We start from the raw sequence: 21,974 nt of genomic DNA on the forward strand, positions 1-21,974 counted from the left end.
CTTGATACTTTGTCTTACTTCTCACCGAGAGGAGCAAGCATTAAGAACATGCTGCGACCTTCCATTTTAGGCTTGGTCTCAACTTGGGCGACATCTTTGCACTCTTCAGCCAGGCGTTCGAGTACTTTCTGCCCTAGTTCTTTGTGTGTGATGGCACGTCCGCGGAAACGGACAGATGCTTTCACTTTGTCACCTTTAGACAAGAACTTGCGTGCGTTACGAAGTTTTGTGTTGAAGTCGTGGTCTTCAATCCCTGGACTGAGACGCACTTCCTTCACTTTGATGACGGTTTGTTTCTTACGAGCTTCTTTTTCTTTCTTCTGCTGCTCGAAACGATATTTTCCGTAGTCCATCACTCGGCAAACCGGAGGCTTCGCATTTGGGGCCACCATAACAAGATCAAGATTTGCATTTGCTGCAATATCAAGCGCTTCGTTACGGGATTTAACTCCAAGCTGCTCACCATTCACGTCGATCAGACGGACTTCACGGGCACGGATTTTTTCATTAACGTTCATGTTATCCTTGCTAATATCGAGCCACCTCCAAATAGTTTTAGAAAACTTATATGAGATCTGTCATCGACAAGATTCCTGCTGAAAATAAAAAAAGTGTCGGTACATATTCTGCACCCACACGTATCCTAACATTTAAGGAATTAGTGACCTGCCAACTGCTTTATCAGCGTCGATCAGGTGAGAAGCGGGTGCTCCTACTTGTCTCTAGATCCGTTCATTCAGTTACCTAAACAATAATAGCATGCCTGATGATGCATGTCAACAATCAAATGTTGTTTATCTGACTACCTAATCAAGGATAATCGAAATCAAGATAAAAATCAATCCCTTTCCTGCAAACCAATACCTGGAGAAGAAAGAAGCGGCCTCTGCCCGTGGATAACCAGCGTGAAAACAAAGCGAGATAAAATGATAAAAACCCATACCAGGATGAAAACTCACCTTGGTATGGGTTTACAAAAACGTCTCCGCTTCATCTGATTACTTTCTCAGAAGCTTCTGCTCAATTTCATTTTTGATTTCAGACTTGAATGTGTCTACAGATTTTGTAGCAGAGTCCTGTTCTCCGTATCGGCGGACGTTTACCGCATGGTCTTCGATTTCCTTATCTCCAACGACAAGCTGGAACGGGATTTTCTGCATTTGTGCTTCACGGATTTTATAGCCGATCTTTTCATTCCGCTCATCCACTTCGACACGCACACCGGCTTCCCGAAGTTCATCTTCCAGTTTTTTCGCATAATCCAGATGGACGTCGGCAGATACAGGAATGATTTTCGCCTGGACAGGGGCCAGCCATGTCGGGAAGACGCCTTTGTATTCTTCAATAAGGAAGGCAACAAAACGTTCCATCGTCGACACGACACCACGGTGAATAACGACCGGACGGTGATCGGCTCCATCCTCCCCGACATATGTCAGATCAAAGCGTTCCGGAAGGTGGAAGTCCAGCTGGACCGTCGAAAGCGTTTCGTCCTTACCAAGCGCTGTTTTCACTTGAACATCCAGTTTCGGACCGTAGAAAGCAGCTTCCCCTTCGGCTTCCACATACTCCAGTTTCATGTCTTCCATCGTTTCTTTCAGCATCCCCTGCGCTTTATCCCACATCGCATCATTGTCGATGTACTTCTCCTTATCCTCCGGGTCACGGTAGGACAGACGGAAGTAGTAATCGTTGATACCGAAATCACGGTAGACTTCCTGAACGAGACGGACTACACGCTTGAATTCATCTTTCAGCTGATCCGGGCGGGCAAAAATATGCGCATCATTCAATGTCATGGCACGCACACGCTGCAGGCCGGCAAGAGCTCCGGACATTTCATAACGGTGCATCGTACCCAGCTCAGCAATACGGACAGGCAGGTTCCGGTAGCTGTGCATCTGATTTTTATAAACCATCATATGGTGCGGGCAGTTCATCGGTCGAAGAACAAGGTCTTCGTTGTCCATTTCCATTGTCGGGAACATATCATCCTGATAGTGATCCCAGTGTCCGCTTGTTTTGTACAGGTCAACACTTCCCAGAACAGGTGTATACACGTGATCATATCCCAGGCGCTCTTCTGTATCTACGATGTAACGCTCAATCGTGCGACGAATGGTCGAGCCTTTTGGCAGCCACATTGGAAGTCCCTGACCGACCTTCTGATTGATCGTAAAGATCTCCAGTTCCTTACCGAGCTTACGGTGATCGCGTTCCTTCGCTTCTTCAAGCATCTGCAGGTATTCATCCAGATGGGCTTTTTTCTCAAAGGCCGTTCCGTAAATACGTTGAAGCATTTGGTTGTCGCTGTCCCCTCTCCAGTAGGCACCGGAAATGCTCAACAGCTTGAAGACCTTGATTTTACTTGTCTGTGGAACGTGAACGCCGCGGCAGAGATCAAAGAATTCCCCCTGCTGATAAATCGTCACCTGTTCGCCTTCAGGGATAGCTTCGATCAGTTCAAGCTTCAGCTCATCGCCGATTTCCTTATACTTTTCGATCGCTTCCTCTCTTGAAAGCTCTATGCGTTCGATTTCGTGGTTTTCATCTACAATCTTCTGCATTTCCTTTTCGATCTTCGGAAGATCTTCCGGTGTCAGGGATTCCTCCATATCGATATCATAATAAAACCCATTCTCAATGACCGGACCAACGCCAAGTTTGACGTTTCCATAAAGGCGTTTAACGGCCTGTGCCATCAGGTGGGCTGTAGAGTGGCGCACCACTTCCAAGCCTTCTGGATTTTTATAGGTAAGAATCTCAATTTCCCCATCCTGTTCAATCGGACGTCGCAGGTCGTAGGGTTCGCCGTCCAGCTTTACGGCCAGGGCCTGCTTTTTCAAGCCTGAAGAAATCGATTTAGCGATGTCTTCACCTGTAGTCCCTCTCTCAAACTCCTTGATGTTTCCGTCTGGGAACTTGATTTGAATCGCATCCGCCATGTGTAACACTCCTTTTCTAAATAAATATAAAAAAACGCCCATCCCTCAGCATAGTGCTAAGGGACGAGCGTTGTCTCTCGTGGTTCCACCCAGGTTCCCGCATCCTCGCAAGGCTGCGGCTTCATTATCCTTAACGCGGATCAGTCGCTGTCCATTACTCTGAATCATTTCACAGACAGGGCTCCAAGGTGGTAAACGATAAGCCGTTAAGAAGGAGCTTCCAGCCGATGACTCCCCTCTCTGATCATACGCCACTTTCCGTTCGTATCCTTATCAAAGCCATTGATTTAATATGTACGTATTATATCCATTTGCGAAAAGGAAATCAAGGGCTTTAAAAAGGAAATTGCGATTTGGGCTTCCAGACAGCCTTTTCCTCAAAGATATTCATCAGCAGTTCCAAATTGGAATTCTCCGCCTGATCGGAGTAAATAATGATTTCCTCTGGAGCATGGACGAGCGCCGGCGTGACCGGCCATTCAAGAGGAAGATCAGACACGGCTTCATCCGGGTACTGCTTTTGGTAGAGACGCGTCTCCGAATCACTCAGCGGATTGCCTTCATCATGGAAGTAAGTCAGTCCACGGTCATCGAGAATATGAAGAAGCTGCACCCCCGTATCCTGATGATGAACACGGTGACGCCACGAATCGACCAGCAGCTGATACGATTCCTCCTGCTTATACTCATCAATGACCTTGCCTGTGTAATCCGTCAGGCACCTGTGGACATGTGCCAGACAGCCGGCACTCAAGTCATCAAACAGGACGGTATCCCTTACATGCACGTACTCCTGTATATAGGACTTGATGTAGTGGTGAATAGGCGGAAGCCGCAGACCCGCAGGAGGATGGGAGTCAAAGTCCTGCTCAATCTCAAGAATGCGCTGAATTTCATCGGCATCCTCGAAATGATAGGAGAACCGGAGGACCCCTTCCATCCAGGCAGGAATTTTCCTTTTCCTGACAACATGATGCAGCGCACGCACGACATCCACATAGGCCGACTCCCTTGAGGAAGCATGCATCAATGTGACAGAAAAATGTTTCCCGTTCTCCTCATAAACCCACAGCTTCTGCTCGGAAACGATGGCATTATAAAACGTTTCGGCTTCCAGACGCTTGGAAAAAGATAAGTCAAACACCAGAATTCCCCCCCTCATCCCGACTTTCCATCCTATGTCTATCATCAATGCTTCCCGGAAGCATAGAAAATATCATCAAGACCGGCTCGTCTTTTCTTTGTTATATTTATGAGAGGGATAGGTAAATCATGTCACTGACCTTCCTGTTCGCAAAGATTTATGAACGTCTGTTCTGACCGCCGACATAAACCGTTTCACTCAGCTGTTTGATCCGTTCGGTAATCCGCTTGGCTTTCACTTGTTCCACATCGCCGCGGCTGCTTGTCATCAACACTTTTTCAAGTTCGTTCAGCGTATAGTTGGACGTAAAAAAGACGGGCAGACGCTCCATCATCCGATAGTGCAGGATACTGCCTAATATCTCATCCCTGAACCAGGCCGACTGGGATTCTGCTCCGATATCGTCCAGCATTAACACCGGCGTTTCCTTAAAGGCGGTAATTTTATCATTGAGGGAATCATCTTTGATGGATGATTTCATTTCCCTTACAAATTCAGGCATATAAATGATCATCGATGGGATCTGCTTGTCACTGAGAGCATTGGCAATGGCCCCGAGGAAATACGTTTTCCCTACACCGAACGGTCCATGGAAATACAGGCCTTTTGCAGGAAGCTCATCCCCGAGCGTTTCAATGTACTGGACGGTTTGCGCTACCGCCCCTCCGCGGTCGGGGTCTTCCAGATCCATTCGTTCCAGCGATGCTTCCAGGATTTCTCTCGGCATATGCAGGCTGCTTACCAATGATTTCTGATACGACTGCTGTTCCTGTGAACGCTGGCGTCTGCATTTATCATAAATCAGTTTGATGTCGGTTCCCTCCACCTCCAACGATGGAACGTATCCGGGCAGGATGTTGATACACCCCTCCCTCGACGGACATTTTTCGCAGTTTTTCGATTGGGTCTGGTATTCATAAAGCTTGATCAAATGCTTCTCCACCGCTTTTTCATCCAGGCCTTCATTTTCATGCATCAGACGCTGGACTTCAGCAGAGCCCAGGACTTCCGCTTTCATTTGATTGTAGCGCTGCTGAAACTGCTTGTTATCTTTCATCCATTTTTTCAACGATTGCTGAATGGGCTCCATTCCATTCACCCCTTACTCTAGTTTCCTCTATTGGTCAGCCTCGCGATTCTGGCTGCGATATCTTCTTTATCGACCTGAGGCTCAGCAGACGCGGCGGCAGGCTGCTTCTCTTCCTGTTTATTAAACCAGACAGGAATAACTTCGTCTTTTTGGGAAGTCCGCTTCTGTGTTTTCTGACGGCCCCACTGCTGATATTTCTGATGTTCTGCCTTGGCCAGATTCATGGCCTGGCGCACAGTGGTCACGTTTTTACGCGCCCAATGACTGGCGATTTTCTCCATGTAGGATTTCGACAGTTTCATATCCGTTTTCAACATCACATAATGGACAAGCACGTTCATAACCCCGGCTGTGATGCCTTGTTCGGTCATAACATCCCGGATCAGCTTCAAATCCTGTTCCGATGCACGGTTGCCATTGGACAAATCCTCAAGGAGCTCCCTCGGAGAAATCTGCTCGAGCATTTCAACAAACTGGTCTTCCTTGGATCCTGTCGTCTCTTTTTCCATAGAGGCCCATTTCTCACGATCATCGACAGAGGCGGGCTGTACATTTTTTTCTTCTTTCATAAAATCGTGACAGGCAGCCTTAAACTCTTCCTCGACCAAGCAGTGATTTTCATCTATAGCCCATGTCACCGCTTTTTCCAATTCCACGTTGGACAAATCATACAACGTCGCCAGCTGAATGATCAGTTTCTTATTCCGCCCCGTCAAAATCCGTTCACTTGGATACATTCTCTTCTGAAGGGCTTGGCGGAGCCAGGTGAAATCGACGCGGCTTTCCGAGGTTCGTGGACCGCGGTATTCCTGAAAACGCTTCTGCTCCGCAATCACTTCGGTTTCCCTCTGCACAGACTCTATCATTTTATGATGAAACACTTCGTCGAAAGAAGCCGTGATTTCTTCATATCCTTCCACCGAAGGCTCGGGCTTAACAAATCGGCTTTTTACCTGTTCATACTTCTCCTGACCCAACTCATGGGTCAGGAGAAGCGCGAGCATGTCATCCTGGAAAAATTCCTCCGGCGTAAAAGGGGGATGGACCGCATATATATAGACGGTCTGATCGCTCTCTTCGTTCGACCGAAACGTTCTCAGCAATCCAAGAGCCTCCAGCCTCCCCCTGGCTTCATAAATTTTATCCAGAGGAGCGGAAAGGTAAGCCATCAATGAATGGTGGGTCTGAATCGCATCCTGATCCGCAAGATCCGCTTCAGAAAGCAGTATATGGTAGAGAGATACAGCCAGACGTCCAACAATCGGTTGGTATAGATGGGATAACGAACGATGAAAATTTCGAGGCATTTCTCCGCCGTTCCTGATTTTAAAACCGTCTACAGGCAGCAGTCTGCCAATGGAATGATTCATCGTCTACACCTCCTTCGTTCATCCAAATCTATGAAAAAGAAAATGAGCCGGCTCAGGCTCATTCGTCATGATCATCTTTAATTAATTCCTTCAATTCGTCAATAAATACGTTTATATCCTTAAACTGCCGGTAAACGGACGCAAACCGGACGTAGGCCACTTCATCAACTTCGGAGAGACGGCCCATGACCATTTCACCGATATCCTCACTCAGCACTTCTGAAACGCCGCGGTTCCTCAGTTCCTTTTCAATATCAAGCGTAACGGCTTCAAGCTTTTCCACTTCAACCGGACGCTTTTCACAGGCTCTGATCAACCCACGCATCAACTTTTCCCTGCTGAATTCCTCCCGCGTTCCCTCTTTTTTCACGACAATCAGAGGGACCTCTTCAATCCGCTCAAACGTTGTAAAACGAAAGCCGCACTGTTCACACTCTCTCCGTCTTCTGATTGTCTGACCTTCCTCTATTGGTCTTGAATCGAGCACTTTCGTGCTTTTGTAGTGACAGTTTGGACACTTCACCTTTGATCAACTCCACATCGTCTTCGTTTCATCATCTGATCATCCGGGATCCACAGCTGTAAACTGCCGGTCCAGCTGTTCATAGAACTGCACGATCAGATTACGGCTGTAGCCGAAATCCACAGGGCCTCCTGAATCAGTGGTGACCGAAAAGTCCACGGCCGTGCGGAACGGACGGACCATAATAATTGTTGCGACAACAAACGCCCGCCGCTTTCCTTTATAAGTGATCGTCAGTTCTCCGCGCTCCCTGGAGACGGCTTTGATCTCAGATGGTGAAGGGAACATTTCTTCCACGGCGCGGAAAACCTCATCATGCTTGGCTTTGTAATAGTGTGTGATAAGGGCCGTGTCCTTATGCTGTTCACTGGTTTCGGAATGAGTGCTGAGATACCTGGAAATAAATGCTTTCACTAATCTGACTCCTTCAGTCCATTCGACATAATCTTAATTTATTTTAACATGACTTTAAAAAATTAGAAACGGTTTTACAGAAGGAGAGGGCAGACAGCCTGATCCAATAGGTAAGCAGAAAAAAAAGCCATGCAGAACCTTCTGCATGACTTTCTCGTTTTGTGCGTTTACAGAGCACGGGCTTCCTTGACTTCTACAGGACCCATTCCTCTTGGTACTTCAACCGTTTCATTCCGGCCGGCTTCCAAAGCTTCCACAATGTAGTGCGCAGCTACATTCGGATCGATCCGGTCTCCACACGTATACACGTCAATGCTTGCATATCCGTGCTCCGGGAAGCTGTGTATCGTCAGATGTGACTCTGAAATGATAACAACTCCACTAACACCGTGAGGGGCAAACTTGTGAAAAGCCACCTCTCTCACTTCTGCACCGGCTTTCAGTGCAGCATCAACAAAAACCTGTTCTATATACGACATATCGTTCAATTTTGATTCATTACAATCCCATAGTTCAGCAATTACGTGTCTTCCCATTGTATCCATAACGGATCCCCCTTTGTACATTAACTTCTTCCCCTCTGAAATTGCGGCCATGTACTACCACGGGGGAAAGTTAGTCCTGAGAGGTCCTAACCCTTTGAGTAGACATGAAGATTTTTGAAATTCAGAAGTTCAAAAGAAAGTATAAAGGGTTTATCCCGTTTTTGCAAGATATATTTAAGAAGCCTGAAAAGGGCCGTGAAGAGTCTTCACCTGGAATCAGAGGCGTCTTTTAAGACACTCTCGCCGTCCTTTCCTGTTTCAATAATTTTCCCACATATTTGGCCAGATCAACAACGCGGCAGGAGTAGCCCCACTCATTATCATACCAGGCAAGCACTTTCACTTTTGAGCCTTCCATCACCTGTGTGGACAGCCCATCAATGATGGCGGAAGACGGAGAGGTCGTGTAATCAATGGATACCAGAGGTTCATCGCTGTACTCCAGAATGCCTTTCATGTCCCTCTGTGAGGCAGATGCGAACGCTTCATTCAACTCTTCCTTCGTAACCGCTTTCTTTAGATCGACGACTAAGTCCACTAAAGAGACGTTCGGTGTCGGTACACGTAAAGCCATTCCATTCAACTTTCCCTTCATACTTGGAATGACATCTCCCAGGGCTTTGGCTGCTCCTGTGGAGGTCGGTATGATCGACTGTGTACACCCTCGGGCTCTCCGCAGATCCTTGTGAGGGTTATCCAGGTTCTTCTGATCATTGGTAAAAGAATGAACCGTCGTCATCAAGCCGTTTTCAATACCGAATTCATCTTCCAGCACTTTGACTACCGGCGCCAGACAGTTGGTCGTGCAGGAAGCATTGGAAATAACATCATGCGTTTCAGGGGAATAGGAATCCTCATTGACCCCCATCACAATGGTCGCATCGACTTCCTTACCCGGAGCTGTAATGATGACTTTTTTTGCGCCTGCATCCAGATGGAGAGCAGCCTCATCCTTCGTACGGAACTTCCCGGTAGCTTCGATTACGATGTCCACACCAAGCTCTTTCCAAGGGAGCTCAGCCGGGTTTCTCGTAGAACAGAGCTTGATTTTCTTCCCATTTACCATTAACCCTTCAGGAATCGTACGTACTTCTCCGTCGAATCGTCCATGAACACTGTCATATTTCACCATGTGAGCGATCGTTTCAGCAGGATAGCTGGCATTGACAGCCACAAGCTCCACGGTATCATCTACTGCCGCCTGTCTGAATACCATACGTCCGATTCTTCCCAAGCCATTAATGGCGATCTTTGTTTTCCCCATGATGTTCCAGCCCCCTATATATGATATACTTTTTGGATCATTTCTAGGAATAGTATAACATATTGTAAGCGCTTTTGAAGTGGGTTCAATAATTTTACACAAAAATAACACGTCTTTCTCAGACGTGTTATTATACGAGGTCCCACCGGTGAAGTATGTCTCTTAATTGGAGAAAGCTTTCCTCTTTTGTTCCATTATTATCGATCACCGCATCCGCCATTTCCGCTTTGCGGGTGACAGGAATCTGCGAAGCGATCCGCTCCTGCGCATCTTCCCTCGATGAGCCATCCCGTTCCATCAGCCTTTGGAGCTGCGTTTCCTCATCGACCGCAACGACAAGCACCTTTTCTACATAATCCGTCAGTCCACTCTCATATAGAAGGGGAATATCCAGGACGACAGCATCTGCTTCTTTTGTTTTATAAGATTCCCGCCGCCGGATCATTTCTTCCCGGACACGAGGGTGAACGATGCCGTTCAGTTCTTTCCTTCGTTCTTCACTGCTGAAGATCACCTTCCCGAGCTTTTTCCGGTCCAGTGTTCCATCATCAAAAAGGACGTCTTTCCCAAAAACCCGTACGATGTCCTCATAGGCGGGCTCACCGGGGCGGACGACATCCCTTGATATTTGATCCGCATCGATGACAGGAATCTCCCACTCATCGAACATGCGGGATACGGTACTTTTTCCACTTGCGATACTACCGGTTAAACCAATGACCAGTGTCATAAAACCCTTCCTTTACGATAGCTTGATCAAGCCGATGATTATTAATAGAACCCCCGGGAGAATGGAGATGCTTTCCACCCTGTTCGTCAGTTTTGCACCGGCCATCATCCCAGTTCCAAGCATGAGAAACGTGGATGAAGCGATAAGCCCACCCGTCAATAGAACGGGAAGACCGATCAGCGCTCCGCTGATGCCCGCCCCTATAGTATCAAGGGAGAGGGCGGTTCCAAGCAGCCACACTTCTTTTCCTTGAATCCCTCCGGACCTATCCACATCAGCGGTCACCGGATCATTCAAAACTTTTGCAGGGTTCAGCCAGGGGTCCTGCTGATCCTCAGTATGTTTTTTAAAAAACTGTCTTAAAAAATAAATGCCGATGGCAATTAAGGCCACCGCTCCAGCCTTTTCCGCCATCTCCGGTTTGACAACATGAACGAGCAGCTGACCAAAGTAGGAGGAAAGAAGAAAAACCATACCTGAAACAGAGGCAATCACCACAATGCCCCAGAATGCGAGTTTTACTTTTTTCAACCCGAGCACACAGCCAATCCCGAAGCTGTCGACACTCACGGCTGTCACAAATAAAAAAATGAACATCCCGATGCCCATACCGCCCACTCCTTTAACATGGAAGTGGGATAGTATATGGCTGTTTATTCAGATACGTGAAGCGGCTGGCAGACTGGACAGACGTGCGTGCCCCTGCCGGCAACTTTCGTTTTAACAATCGGTGTCCCACAGTTCAGGCACTCCATATCCTGCTTTCCATACACACGGAGCTGCTGTTGGAACATTCCGATTTCACCCTGGCTGTTTAAGTAGGAGCGTATCGTCGTGCCTCCCTGCTCAATCGCCTCCAGAATGACAGTGATGCTCGCTTCCCGGATGCTTTCGGCCTCTTCTCTCGTCAATGTATTGGCAATTCTCTCCGGGTGAAGTCCGGCTCGGAACAGCGCTTCGTCTACATAGATATTGCCAAGACCGGCAACAATGGACTGATCAAGGAGCACCGCCTTCATGTTGCGGCTCGTTTTCAGCAGCCTCTGATGAAAATAATCGAGGGTGAAAGCTTCGTCAAAAGGATCGGGACCGAGCTGGACCAGTGGTTTATTCAAGGCTTCCTCGCCCTTTTTAAACGCATGCATCGTCCCGAACTTCCGGACATCGTTGTAGCGGAGCTCTGTTCCATCTGTAAAATGGAAAATCACATGGGTATGCTTCGGTTTCTCAAGTGTTCCATCATAAACGCCGAATTTCCCCTCCATCCGCAGATGGGAAACGAGGGCAATGTCATCAAGGTGGAAAATGAGAAACTTCCCCTTACGATCGATATCGATGATGGACTGTCCTCTAAGCAGGTCACCGAAGGCATTGGGATCCTTCGGCTGTTTAATGATGTTCCCCCAGAAAATGGAGACATCCTTTATTTCTTTTCCTACGGTTAAATGCTTTAAAGTTTTTCTTACAGTTTCCACTTCTGGTAATTCCGGCATCTTTCATTCTCCTTACTTATTTCGCATCGTACCATGTATTTCCATAAGAGGAATCCACTTTCAATGGTACATCAAGCTCTACGGTGTTCTCCATAACGTCTGCGACGAGCGTTTCCAGCTTTTTAATTTCGGCTTCCGGCGCTTCAATGATGAGTTCATCGTGCACCTGCAGGAGAACTCTTGCTTCCATCTTTTCTTCCTGGAGCTTTTCTTCCAGATCGATCATGGCTTTTTTAATAACATCGGCCGCACTTCCCTGAATCGGGGTATTCATTGCCGTCCGTTCAGCAAAGCTGCGCTTATTGAAATTCCGGCTTGTAATATCCGGAAGATAACGCCGGCGGTTCATGAACGTCCGCACATAGCCCGTTTCCTTCGCTTCACGGACAGACTCCTCCATGTAGGTTTTGACTCCCGGATAACTTTCCAAATATTTATCAATGAACGCCTGCGCTTCTTTTCTCGGAATACCGAGACTCTGAGACAAACCATAATCGCTGATTCCATAGACAATGCCGAAGTTGACGGCTTTCGCCTGTCTGCGCATGTCACCCGTAACGTCCGGAGCCGGCACGCCGAAGACTTCCGAGGCGGTCTGCGTGTGAATGTCCTTATCCGCCCGGAATGCTTCAATCAACTTCTCATCCCCTGCAATGTGAGCGAGCACACGCAGTTCAATCTGGGAATAGTCACTGGCAAACATGACCCAGCCTTCTCTGGACGGAATGAACGCCTGGCGGATTTTCCGTCCTTCCTCAAGCCGGATCGGAATGTTCTGCAGGTTCGGATCCGTGGAACTCAACCGTCCTGTCTGGGTAAGCGCCTGATTGAAACGGGTGTGGATCTTACCGGTATCTTCATGAACGACCTTCAGCAGTCCTTCGATATAGGTGGATTTCAACTTGGACAACTGACGGTTCAACAGAATTTTAGAAATGATTTCGTGTTGATCCTCCAGCTGTTCCAATACATCTGCGGAGGTGGAATAGCCTGTTTTCGTTTTCTTAATGACAGGAAGGCCGAGTTTTTCGAACAAAATCGGTCCAAGCTGTTTTGGAGAATTCAAATTGAACTCTTCGCCCGCCAGCTCATAGACTTCCTGTTCTACTTTATTCAAACGCTCTTCAAGCTCTGCCCCCATTTCCTGCAGACGGCCGACATCCACTGAGACGCCCCGGTGCTCCATACGTCCGAGAATAACAGCCAGAGGCATTTCCAGCTCAACGAGAAGCTCAAACTGTTCATTAGCCTTCAGCTGTTCCTCCATATTCCCTTTCAGCTTATACAGGGTGGCAGCCTTCCTTGCAATATGCTCGTAGACGACCTGATCGTCGTCCGGTCGCTTCATTTTCGCTCCTTTTCCGTAGACCTCTTCATCATATTGGACCGCGGTCTCCCCCATTCGATGGGCGATGGCGGGAATATCATGATTATTTTCAGAAGGGTTCAGCAGGTAGGAAGCAAGAAGCAGATCAAAGCTGATCCCTTTGATGTCCACGTCATGTCTCATGAGAGCTACAGCGGTCTGTTTTGCATCGAAGACCCATTTTTCCTTGGACGCATCCTCCGCCCAGGAGACGAATGCTTCTGATTTCACCGCATTCTCCATGGAAACGACGACTTTGGAATCGTCATTGACGATGGCAATCCCTTCAACTGGAGCGGTATGATAATTTTCATAAAGCATTTCCACGACAAGGGCTTCTGCACCAGTGAATAAATCAGAAGTTACCTCTTCTACAACCTCAACATCGATCTCCGGCAGCGCCTCTGCGACAGACTCTCCTTCTCCCCCTTCCTGGATCCTCGGAAGGAGTGACTGGAAGCCGAGTTCTTTGAAGAAACCGCTCACCTGCTGCGTTTGATATCCTTCATAGCCAATCGTATCGACGCTGACTTCAATCGGGGCATTTCTCTCGATGGTTACGAGCTGCTGACTCATGAAAGCATTGCCGCGGTTTGTCTCCAGCTTTTCTTTCAGCTTTTTACCACTGACCTCGTCCAGGTTCTCATACAGGTTTTCCAACGTATCAAACTGCTTCAGCAGCTTAACGGCTGTTTTCTCTCCAACACCGGGAACACCCGGGATGTTATCGGAGTTATCTCCCATAAGGGCTTTCAAGTCGATAATCTGATCTGCCCGCACCTCCATTTTTTCCATCAGGAAAGAAGGGGTATATGTATCGACGTTCGTAATCCCTTTCTTCGTAAGGCTGACCGTGATCTGATCATTAACCAGTTGTAGAAGATCCTTGTCTCCGGAGATGACCTTCACCTCATGACCTTTCTCTCCAGCCTGGGTCGCCAGCGTACCGATAATATCATCTGCCTCAAAGTTCGGAAGCTGATAATATTTCACTCCAAACGCATCGAGCAGTTCCTTAAGTACAGGAAACTGTTCGGACAGCTCAGATGGTGTTTTCTGCCTTCCACCTTTGTATTCCTGGTACGTTTCATGACGAAAAGTCGTTTTCCCGGCATCAAATGCGACAAGAAGATGATCGGGCTGGTCTTCCTCCAGTATTTTAAGCAGCATTGTCGTAAAACCATAGACGGCGTTCGTGTATACACCTTTATCATTATTCAGCAGCGGCAGGGCAAAAAAGGCCCGGTAAGCAATACTGTTTCCATCAATCAATACAACTTTCTCAGCCATAAACTCACTCCTTAACTGGAAATGCCTTTCTCTCCTGTGAAGAGGAGCGTCTGCATTTTCCAGTGTAATTATTCCAGTGTTCCCTTAAAGAAAACGCCTTTTCCTTCATTCTACCATGATTCATGGAGAGAAGGAAAAGGCGCACCCCGCCGTTATTCGTAGTAGCCGAGAAGCAGGTCGGCGTATGGTGATCCCTGAGGCAGAATAATCGTTGTTTCACCGTCAATGGTTTTCTTGTATGACTCCAGCGTCCGGTACAATTGATAAAATTCAGGATCCTCAGAGAAGGAATTGTTATAAATCTGCGCAGCCTCCTGTTCACCTTCCGCCCGGATCTTTTCCGCATCGGCCCTGGCTGTAGACAGCATCTCTTTGACTTCTCTATCCACAGAAGCCCGGATCCGGCTTTTTTCCGCTTCCCCTTCCGACAAATACGTCTGGGCAATTTTCTCCCTGTCCGTGATCATCTGATTGAACACGGCCTCCTCGTTCGCCTGAGGAAGATCCGAACGCTTAATACGGACGTCATCCACGACTATACCGTAATTATCACGATCCAGGTATTCATTCACCCGCTTGGCAATTTCTTCGTTCAATGTTCCCCGTGAACTTTCTTCCTCATTGATGATTTCAGAAAAATTCATTTTCCCAAGTTCCGCCCGGACGATCGAAAAGATGAATTCTCCCATCCGCGCTTCCGCACTCATCATTGTTCTCGCATTGGAAATCATTTTCTCAGGGTCAGAGATACTCCAGACAGCATAGTTATCAATGATCATCCTTTTTTTATCAAGCGTGGTGATTTCCTTCTCATCCACGTCATACACCATTTTCTTTTGAGAAAGCGTGGATACCTCCTGAATCATCGGTATCTTGAATTTCAAGCCGGGACTTTCGTGGATTTTAATGACATCACCGAACTGCCTTACTACCTTATATTCCCCTTCTTTGACAATCACCACAGAACTGAGGGCGATCAATATCAAGCCGGCAGCAGCTACTAAAGCAAGGCCGCCTTTGATGAATTTCCGAAAATCCTTCTGCTGCTTTTCATTGATATCCTGAATTCGATCGTCGGTCATGATTGCTCCTCCTCTTCTTGTTCTGTTTCCTCGCCACCTTCCTGTGCAGGTGCGGCAGGCTGATTCTGCTGCTGAAGAGGAAGGTACTTCATCGTATCTCCATCATCGTTCATCACATACACATCTGCTTCAGGCAGGACTTCCTCGAGCGTTTCCATGACAAGACGCTCTCTTGTTACACTTTCGTTACCTTGATATTCACTTAGCAGTGCATCAAATTTGGACACCGCTCCTTCCGCTGTGCGGACCCTGTCCACCTTGTCCCCTTCTGCTCTTTGTATAATGGCATCTTTTTCACCTTTGGCTTCCTCCCGCATCTGGTTGGCATACTTTTCAGCTTCGTTCACTTTGCTTTGTTTTTGTTCACGCGCATCCGTCACCTTTGTAAAGGCACTGCGGACGTCTTCGTTGGGCAGGTCCACCTCCTGCAGACGGACGTCTATGATGGATATCCCAATCTCATAGCCTTCAATCAGACGGACAAGGTCTTCTCTTACTTCGTTTTCGATTTCAGCCTTTCCTGATGTTAGCGCCTCGTCAATTTCACTGCTGCCTATGACCCCTCTCAGTGTGGATGAGGTGGCGTTAAACAGCACCTGCTCAGGGTTCTCCGATGCAAATAAGTAACCGGACGGATCGGTGATTTTCCATTGAACGACAAGGTCCGCCTGCACGATCATGTCGTCTCCTGTAATCATCGTCACTTTATCAGCCTCTTCTCCCTCTTCATCAAAACCAAAATCAAGGCTGAATGTTTCCTTGGACATTTTCTCTACTTCCTGCACAGGCCACGGCATCTTAAAATGAAGACCGGGCTCTGTAATGCCATCCTCCGCTTCTCCGAACGTAAGCACGACCGCCTGCTCGGACTCATCAACGGTGTACCATGTGGTCATGAATACGACAAGCAGGACCGCCGCCCCGGCAATTAAGCCGGCCCACTTATATATCTGTTTCAGACTCATGTCGATTTCCCCTTTATATGTAGATTACTAATATTTACGAAACTGTAACAAAAAGGTTTCAAAACCTCGTTTTTTGACATAAAAAAAGACAGAAGCGAGGGAAGCTTCTGCCAATAAGAGAAAACACCTTGGATGAAAGGGTTTCAAAGATATTTTATCGAAACATTGTTAATGCCAATTTAATGAAATATTAATTTTCCGTAAACTTCTTCGGAATTTCAACATGGAAGGTCGTCCCTTGATCTACTACACTCTCCACGTGGATGTTTCCGTGATGGGCTTCTACGATATGCTTGACGATAGCCAGACCGAGCCCTGTACCACCAGAATTCCGGCTTCTTGCCTTATCCACACGATAAAAGCGTTCGAAAATCCTCGGAACCTCGTCTTCCGGAATACCTACACCATTGTCAGACACGGAAATCATCACCGTTTCTTCTTTTTCTCTAAATGTTAATGAAACCCCTCCATCATCACGACTATAGTTAATCGCATTGGCCAGTAAGTTCATAAACACCTGTTTTAAACGACTGGAATCTCCGCGGATAATGGTTTCCCCTTCCACAAATGCCTGAAGGTGCACGCCTTTTTGCTCAGCATGCTGCCCGACAATGGGTAAAAGATCGTGTAGAAGACGCTGGACATCGACTTTCTCAATATTGAGAAGAAAATCTTCCCTCTCCAGTTTGGACAGCTCCAGGAGATCCTGAATAAGAGATTGAAGACGACCGCTTTCCTTCAATATAATCTGAAGAAACTGCTCCAGCATCTGCTCATCCTTCATTGCGCCGTCCAGAAGCGTTTCTGAAAACCCGCGGATGGAGGTGATCGGTGTTTTCAGCTCATGGGAGACGTTAGCCACAAAGTCCTTTCTCATCTGCTCCAAATGCTTCAATTCTGAAATATCATGAAAGACCAGCACAACGCCTTTCCATTTCCGGCCTTCACTGAAAATAGGGGCTCCTGTGACCTCAAGGTGTTTCCGATCGATATTGACCGGGAGCACAAATGTTTCACTGATGGTTTCTTCAAACATATAAATCTTTTTAACCGTCTCATGAATGGTCGTATATGGAATGGCATCGTGGTAAAGATATCCGATGTAATCCTTCTGCTCCCCGCCGAAAGTCTCCATAAAGGCACGGTTGGTCAAAAGGATGTACCCTTTTTCATCGATCAGCATCAGACCGTTACCCATATTGTTAATAACTGCTTCCAGCTGGTTCTCCTGCATCCCCTTCGTACTGGTCATTTCCTGAAGGTTGCGCGCAAGGATATTAATCGACTGACTAAGCTGACCAGCTTCACCGAAGTGCCCTTCATACGTGCGCGCCTTATAATTCCCTTCTGCCAGTTCATTCGCTACATCAGCTGCCGAACGGATCGGACGGATGTATTTTGAAAAGACATTGTAGCCAAGAACGAAGATTATCACCAGTCCGATTAACAGTGTACATCCGATCAACAGCCAGATGTTCTTTGTAATGTTGGTTAAAGAATTGACCGGCGAGAGGAGAATGAGCGTCCCGTCGACATCGTTGACCTGGTTATCAACCGAATAATAAAAGATATTGTCGATCAAGTACCCTTCATTATCTTCAATCTGTTCGGCCTTCACTCTAGTCAGGATATGCTGTTTTTCACTATTACTGATAATGGGAACAGCCTCCACAGTATCCAGCAGTGTATCACCATCATCTGAAATGAAGACCATTCCGGTATTCAGCTGATCACTGAATTCTAAAAGTTCATCCTGACTGACATCCTCTTCATCCGTGAATCTCTCCAGGTAGGTGACGAAATACCGGCTTTCAAGCTCCACCCGCTCTTCAAAAATGTTTATGAAATACCCGCGCGTCAGCTGGGCAAGAATGACACCAAGACCAAGCATGACGATGACGACGAGTACGGAGTATGTCATGAGTGGTCTTGTATTGGAGGAAGCCATTTATTTCGGCTCCTCCATCTTATAGCCCAGGCCGCGGATCGTCTTGATATACACCGGTTTTTTCGTGTCCGGTTCAATTTTCTCCCGCAGATGACTGACGTGGACATCAACAATACGGGTATCTCCAGCAAAATCATAATTCCAGACCGCGCTCAGCAGCTGGTCCCTGGATAAGACACGTCCGAGGTTCTGCCCTAAATAGAGAAGCAGTTCAAACTCCTTTGGTGTGAATGTCAGAGGCTTGTCTTTAATGGATGCCTCATACTGCTCCGGATAAATCACCAAATCGGCCACTTGAATCATTTTCATTTCCGGACCGGCCGGTTCGCGTACCATCCTTCTTAAGATCGCTTTAATCCGAGCGACAACTTCTCTTGGACTGAAAGGTTTCGTCAGGTAGTCGTCCGCCCCAAGCTCCAGGCCGAGCACCTTATCGAATTCATCATCCTTGGCTGTTAACATCAAAATCGGCGTGGACACCTGCATCTGACGGAGCTGTTTACACACTTCCATGCCATCCATCCCTGGAAGCATAACGTCCAGAACGATGAGGTCGAACGTGGATTTTGATGCTTTTTCAAGCGCATCCGTTCCGGAATAGGCTACTTCCGTTTCAAATCCTGCCTGGTCTATATTGTATTTCAACAATGTCACGATGGATTCTTCATCATCGACAATTAGTATTCTTTGTTGTTCCAATCCCATCACCTCAACTGCAAAGTTAATCTCATCATACAATGAAGTTTACATTTTGAATACGGATCTTTATGATTTTTACTTAATTTTAATATAGTCCCAATTCCTGTCTTCATACGTGAAGACTCTATTTCTACACCCATTAAAGAAACAGGCCTGCGGGATAAAACCCCGCAGGCCTGTTTGAGAGAGCTTGTCCATAAGACGAGAGAATGACTCAATAAAAGTTTTCGAGAGAAACGGCATTCATAGAGGCCGGCTCATATGGCGGAATAACCGTCAGTTGTCCCTTGATGACTTCTTTTCCTTCCTCGTCATATCCGTGCATATCCACAACGACGTAATGTTCCTGATGATTAATATCCGTTATTTCAGCATGAAACCGGACTTCTGCATAGTGGTAAAGAGGGTGGGGATAACTTAACTGCTGATGTATGATATGACTCCCCGGTCCCGGAAGATGCATGGACACGATGGATGATGCCATACCACACAGCATAACGCTGGGTACGATCGGCTGTTTGAAGGGGGTCTGGGATGCATAATCATGTTGAATATAAAGCGGATTTGCATCATCGGTCAGCCCAAGGTAGATAAGCAGATCCCGGTCTTCTACTCTCGATGTGGTTGTAAAAGTATCGCCTACTTTCAAAGCCTGTATTTTTCTGCCGAGTTTTCTTTTCTTCCCAATCATGGCAGCCACTCCTTTTTTGAAAGCGTTTGCTTATTTGGTGTAAAAAAGGGGTCCGAGATATCCCCGAACCCCTTCTCTTCTTTATTTTAATACATGGAGGACATTTTTAACAGAGTCAGCTGATTGATCCAGCTGTTGTTTTTCTTCCTCTGTCAATTCGAGCTCAATGACTTCCTCAATACCGTTACCACCAAGGATGGTAGGCACACCGAGGTAAATACCGTCATACCCGTACTCACCTTCCAGGTAGGCGATGGCTGGGATAATACGACGCTGATCCTTCAAGATCGCCTCGGCCATTTGAACAAGAGAAGCGGCAGGAGCGTAATAGGCGCTGCCGTTTCCAAGCAGACCTACAATTTCTCCTCCCCCTTTTCTCGTGCGTTCGACAATCGCCTCGAGACGCTCTTTTGAAATCAGGCGTTCAAGCGGAATACCTCCCGCAAAGGAATAACGAAGCATTGGTACCATATCGTCCCCGTGGCCGCCGAGCACAAAGCCTGTGACGTCCTTCACGGAAATGTTCAATTCCTCTGCCACGAACGTACGGAACCTGGCTGTATCCAAAACACCGGACTGACCTATGACCCGGTTTTTAGGAAGACCGGCTTCCTGGAAGACGGAGTAGGTCATCGCATCGACAGGGTTCGTCAATACAACGATGAAACAGTCCGGGGAGTTTTTCACAATCTCTTTCGTTACGCTCTTCATTATCTTGGAGTTGGTGCTGACAAGATCATCACGGCTCATCCCGGGTTTCCGGGCAATACCGGCGGTAATGATCACCAGGTCGGAACCTTCCGTATCCGCATAGTCCGAAGTTCCCTGGATTTTCGCGTCAAACCCCTGGACAGGGCTGGCTTCCAGCATATCCAGTGCCTTCCCTTTCGTCGGATCTTCCATATCCGGAACATCTACAAGGACGACATCCCCAAGTTCCTTCTGAGCAAGCATTAATGCCGTCGTTGCACCAGTAAATCCGGCACCGATGACAGAGATTTTCCTTCTTTGAATACTCATCGTTCCTCTCCTTCCACTTGCCATTAGTCCATGTTCTTAATCAGTTCGTCACCAAACTCTGAACATTTCACTTCTGTTGCCCCTTCCATCATACGGGCGAAGTCGTAAGTAACGACCTTACTTCCAATGGTTTTATCCATGGATTGAGCAATAAGATCAGCCGCTTCTCTCCAGCCAAGGTGTTCAAGCATAAGGACACCGGACAGGATGACAGATGATGGATTCACTTTATCAAGCCCGGCATATTTAGGAGCGGTACCGTGAGTCGCTTCAAAAATAGCATGGCCGGTTTCGAAGTTAATATTTGCTCCAGGAGCAATTCCGATCCCGCCGACTTGAGCAGCAAGAGCATCAGAAATATAATCTCCGTTCAAGTTCATCGTAGCAACGACGTCGAATTCTTTCGGACGTGTCAGGATCTGTTGAAGGAAAATGTCAGCTATCGCATCTTTGACGATGATTTTGCCTTCCGCTTCCGCCTCATCCTGAGCTTTGTTGGCTGCATCCTTGCCTTCTTTCTCAACGATGCGGTCATATTCAGCCCATGTAAAGACTTTGCCTGCATACTCTTCTTCCGCTACTTCGTAACCCCATGTCTTGAAGGCACCTTCTGTGAACTTCATGATGTTTCCTTTGTGGACAAGCGTTACGTTCCTGCGTCCTTCGTTGATCGCATAATCAATCGCCGCACGGACCAGACGTTTCGTACCCTCTTCAGATACTGGTTTGATACCGATACCGGAAGTTTCAGGGAAACGAACGTTATGTACACCCATTTCGTTCTGCAGAAAATCGATGACTTTTTTGACTTCCGGAGTGCCCTTCTGCCACTCAATACCTGCATAAATATCTTCAGTATTCTCACGGAAGATTGCCATATCCGTATCTTCAGGACGTTTTACCGGAGAAGGGACGCCTTTGAAGTAGCGGACCGGACGAAGACATGTGAATAGATCCAATTCCTGACGCAGCGCTACGTTCAAGGAACGGATTCCACCACCGATTGGAGTCGTCAGAGGTCCTTTGATTGCAATCTTATAATCGCGGATCGTATCCAGTGTAGCTTCCGGAAGCCATTCCCCTGTCTGATCATAAGCTTTCTGACCAGCAAGGACTTCTTTCCACTCAATCGATTTCTGACCATTATAGGCTTTATCTACAGCTGCTTCAATGACGCGGCTGGCTGCTGCCCAGATGTCAGGACCGATACCATCACCTTCAATATATGGGATCACCGGACGATCAGGTACGTTTAATGTTCCGTTTTGTTCTACTGCGATTTTTTGTGCTTGTGTCAAAATAAACCCTCCTAAATTTTCTGTAATCATGGATGATTCATCCTATTCTATCATACGTTAAAATAGGATGAATAAAAAGCCGGTACAACTTCACTGC

General features: G+C 47.2%; 20 protein-coding genes and 1 other annotated feature. All 20 genes read right to left on the reverse strand.

The features are described 5' to 3' along the window. Window positions 1–14 precede the first annotated feature (14 nt). Complete coding sequence (gene infC, locus ACXAJH_RS06650) at window positions 15–518, reverse strand: translation initiation factor IF-3 (protein WP_160836317.1); 504 nt, start codon at window positions 516–518, stop codon at window positions 15–17. An 81-nt stretch (window positions 519–599) separates the two neighbouring features. Next, window positions 600–724, reverse strand: a sequence feature (ribosomal protein L20 leader region). 274 nt (window positions 725–998) lie between these two features. Further along, window positions 999–2,945 (reverse strand): threonine--tRNA ligase, encoded by a 1,947-nt coding sequence (gene thrS, locus ACXAJH_RS06655; protein ID WP_474969165.1) that lies wholly within the window; start codon window positions 2,943–2,945, stop codon window positions 999–1,001. Between the two features lie 334 nt (window positions 2,946–3,279). Next, complete coding sequence (ytxC, locus tag ACXAJH_RS06660; RefSeq protein ID WP_474969166.1) at window positions 3,280–4,089, reverse strand: sporulation protein YtxC; 810 nt, start codon at window positions 4,087–4,089, stop codon at window positions 3,280–3,282. Window positions 4,090–4,246: 157 nt separating this feature from the next. Then, window positions 4,247–5,179, reverse strand: a complete 933-nt coding sequence (gene dnaI / locus ACXAJH_RS06665) for a primosomal protein DnaI (RefSeq protein ID WP_474969167.1) — start codon at window positions 5,177–5,179, stop codon at window positions 4,247–4,249. Window positions 5,180–5,196: 17 nt separating this feature from the next. Continuing rightward, window positions 5,197–6,549 (reverse strand): replication initiation and membrane attachment family protein, encoded by a 1,353-nt coding sequence (locus ACXAJH_RS06670; RefSeq protein ID WP_474971155.1) that lies wholly within the window; start codon window positions 6,547–6,549, stop codon window positions 5,197–5,199. A gap of 58 nt (window positions 6,550–6,607) precedes the next feature. After that, window positions 6,608–7,072 (reverse strand): transcriptional regulator NrdR, encoded by a 465-nt coding sequence (gene nrdR, locus ACXAJH_RS06675; protein ID WP_027955176.1) that lies wholly within the window; start codon window positions 7,070–7,072, stop codon window positions 6,608–6,610. Between the two features lie 39 nt (window positions 7,073–7,111). Beyond that, window positions 7,112–7,486, reverse strand: a complete 375-nt coding sequence (locus ACXAJH_RS06680) for a cytosolic protein (protein WP_206935525.1) — start codon at window positions 7,484–7,486, stop codon at window positions 7,112–7,114. Window positions 7,487–7,653: 167 nt separating this feature from the next. Beyond that, entirely contained in the window at window positions 7,654–8,031 is a 378-nt protein-coding gene (gene speD, locus ACXAJH_RS06685; RefSeq protein WP_027955174.1) for an adenosylmethionine decarboxylase, read from the reverse strand. Between the two features lie 229 nt (window positions 8,032–8,260). After that, complete coding sequence (locus tag ACXAJH_RS06690) at window positions 8,261–9,295, reverse strand: glyceraldehyde-3-phosphate dehydrogenase (RefSeq protein ID WP_027955173.1); 1,035 nt, start codon at window positions 9,293–9,295, stop codon at window positions 8,261–8,263. A 130-nt stretch (window positions 9,296–9,425) separates the two neighbouring features. Next, the gene (gene coaE, locus ACXAJH_RS06695; protein ID WP_474993411.1) at window positions 9,426–10,025 is read right to left on the reverse strand and encodes a dephospho-CoA kinase; all 600 of its coding nucleotides are present in this window, start codon (window positions 10,023–10,025) and stop codon (window positions 9,426–9,428) included. Window positions 10,026–10,037: 12 nt separating this feature from the next. Beyond that, window positions 10,038–10,634: a manganese efflux pump gene (locus ACXAJH_RS06700; RefSeq protein WP_474969171.1), complete on the reverse strand. Its 597-nt coding sequence runs from the start codon at window positions 10,632–10,634 to the stop codon at window positions 10,038–10,040. 44 nt (window positions 10,635–10,678) lie between these two features. Further along, window positions 10,679–11,518, reverse strand: coding sequence for a DNA-formamidopyrimidine glycosylase (gene mutM / locus ACXAJH_RS06705; RefSeq protein ID WP_474969172.1), 840 nt, complete (start codon window positions 11,516–11,518; stop codon window positions 10,679–10,681). 16 nt (window positions 11,519–11,534) lie between these two features. Further along, window positions 11,535–14,174 carry a DNA polymerase I gene (gene polA, locus ACXAJH_RS06710; protein ID WP_474993412.1) on the reverse strand — a complete coding sequence of 880 codons (2,640 nt, stop codon included), beginning with the start codon at window positions 14,172–14,174 and terminating at the stop codon, window positions 11,535–11,537. Between the two features lie 152 nt (window positions 14,175–14,326). Continuing rightward, a complete protein-coding gene (gene hflC / locus ACXAJH_RS06715) occupies window positions 14,327–15,256 on the reverse strand; it encodes a protease modulator HflC (RefSeq protein WP_474969174.1) in 930 nt (309 codons plus the stop codon). Then, window positions 15,253–16,221, reverse strand: a complete 969-nt coding sequence (gene hflK, locus ACXAJH_RS06720) for an FtsH protease activity modulator HflK (RefSeq protein WP_474993413.1) — start codon at window positions 16,219–16,221, stop codon at window positions 15,253–15,255. The genes hflC and hflK overlap by 4 nt, the downstream gene beginning before the upstream one ends. 190 nt (window positions 16,222–16,411) lie before the next feature. Then, a complete protein-coding gene (pnpS, locus tag ACXAJH_RS06725) occupies window positions 16,412–18,169 on the reverse strand; it encodes a two-component system histidine kinase PnpS (protein ID WP_474971151.1) in 1,758 nt (585 codons plus the stop codon). Beyond that, the gene (locus tag ACXAJH_RS06730) at window positions 18,170–18,868 is read right to left on the reverse strand and encodes a response regulator transcription factor (RefSeq protein WP_422875648.1); all 699 of its coding nucleotides are present in this window, start codon (window positions 18,866–18,868) and stop codon (window positions 18,170–18,172) included. Between the two features lie 214 nt (window positions 18,869–19,082). After that, the gene (locus tag ACXAJH_RS06735; RefSeq protein ID WP_474969177.1) at window positions 19,083–19,559 is read right to left on the reverse strand and encodes a MaoC family dehydratase; all 477 of its coding nucleotides are present in this window, start codon (window positions 19,557–19,559) and stop codon (window positions 19,083–19,085) included. 81 nt (window positions 19,560–19,640) lie between these two features. Next, entirely contained in the window at window positions 19,641–20,579 is a 939-nt protein-coding gene (gene mdh, locus ACXAJH_RS06740) for a malate dehydrogenase (RefSeq protein WP_027955163.1), read from the reverse strand. A gap of 23 nt (window positions 20,580–20,602) precedes the next feature. Next, entirely contained in the window at window positions 20,603–21,877 is a 1,275-nt protein-coding gene (gene icd, locus ACXAJH_RS06745) for an NADP-dependent isocitrate dehydrogenase (RefSeq protein ID WP_474969179.1), read from the reverse strand. Window positions 21,878–21,974 lie beyond the last annotated feature (97 nt).

Source organism: Halobacillus sp. ABD4_316, assembly GCF_056161385.1.

What these genes read in the sequence shown, in the direction of transcription:
- hflC (WP_474969174.1), bottom strand. Translation starts at nt 15,256, where the DNA reads ATGACCGACGATCGAATTCAGGATATCAATGAAAAGCAGCAGAAGGAT.
- ACXAJH_RS06735 (WP_474969177.1), bottom strand. Translation starts at nt 19,559, where the DNA reads ATGATTGGGAAGAAAAGAAAACTCGGCAGAAAAATACAGGCTTTGAAA.
- ACXAJH_RS06700 (WP_474969171.1), bottom strand. Translation starts at nt 10,634, where the DNA reads ATGGGCATCGGGATGTTCATTTTTTTATTTGTGACAGCCGTGAGTGTC.
- thrS (WP_474969165.1), bottom strand. Translation starts at nt 2,945, where the DNA reads ATGGCGGATGCGATTCAAATCAAGTTCCCAGACGGAAACATCAAGGAG.
- polA (WP_474993412.1), bottom strand. Translation starts at nt 14,174, where the DNA reads ATGGCTGAGAAAGTTGTATTGATTGATGGAAACAGTATTGCTTACCGG.
- hflK (WP_474993413.1), bottom strand. Translation starts at nt 16,221, where the DNA reads ATGAGTCTGAAACAGATATATAAGTGGGCCGGCTTAATTGCCGGGGCG.
- speD (WP_027955174.1), bottom strand. Translation starts at nt 8,031, where the DNA reads ATGGATACAATGGGAAGACACGTAATTGCTGAACTATGGGATTGTAAT.
- infC (WP_160836317.1), bottom strand. Translation starts at nt 518, where the DNA reads ATGAACGTTAATGAAAAAATCCGTGCCCGTGAAGTCCGTCTGATCGAC.
- ACXAJH_RS06690 (WP_027955173.1), bottom strand. Translation starts at nt 9,295, where the DNA reads ATGGGGAAAACAAAGATCGCCATTAATGGCTTGGGAAGAATCGGACGT.
- mdh (WP_027955163.1), bottom strand. Translation starts at nt 20,579, where the DNA reads ATGAGTATTCAAAGAAGGAAAATCTCTGTCATCGGTGCCGGATTTACT.
- ACXAJH_RS06670 (WP_474971155.1), bottom strand. Translation starts at nt 6,549, where the DNA reads ATGAATCATTCCATTGGCAGACTGCTGCCTGTAGACGGTTTTAAAATC.
- mutM (WP_474969172.1), bottom strand. Translation starts at nt 11,518, where the DNA reads ATGCCGGAATTACCAGAAGTGGAAACTGTAAGAAAAACTTTAAAGCAT.
- dnaI (WP_474969167.1), bottom strand. Translation starts at nt 5,179, where the DNA reads ATGGAGCCCATTCAGCAATCGTTGAAAAAATGGATGAAAGATAACAAG.
- coaE (WP_474993411.1), bottom strand. Translation starts at nt 10,025, where the DNA reads ATGACACTGGTCATTGGTTTAACCGGTAGTATCGCAAGTGGAAAAAGT.
- pnpS (WP_474971151.1), bottom strand. Translation starts at nt 18,169, where the DNA reads ATGGCTTCCTCCAATACAAGACCACTCATGACATACTCCGTACTCGTC.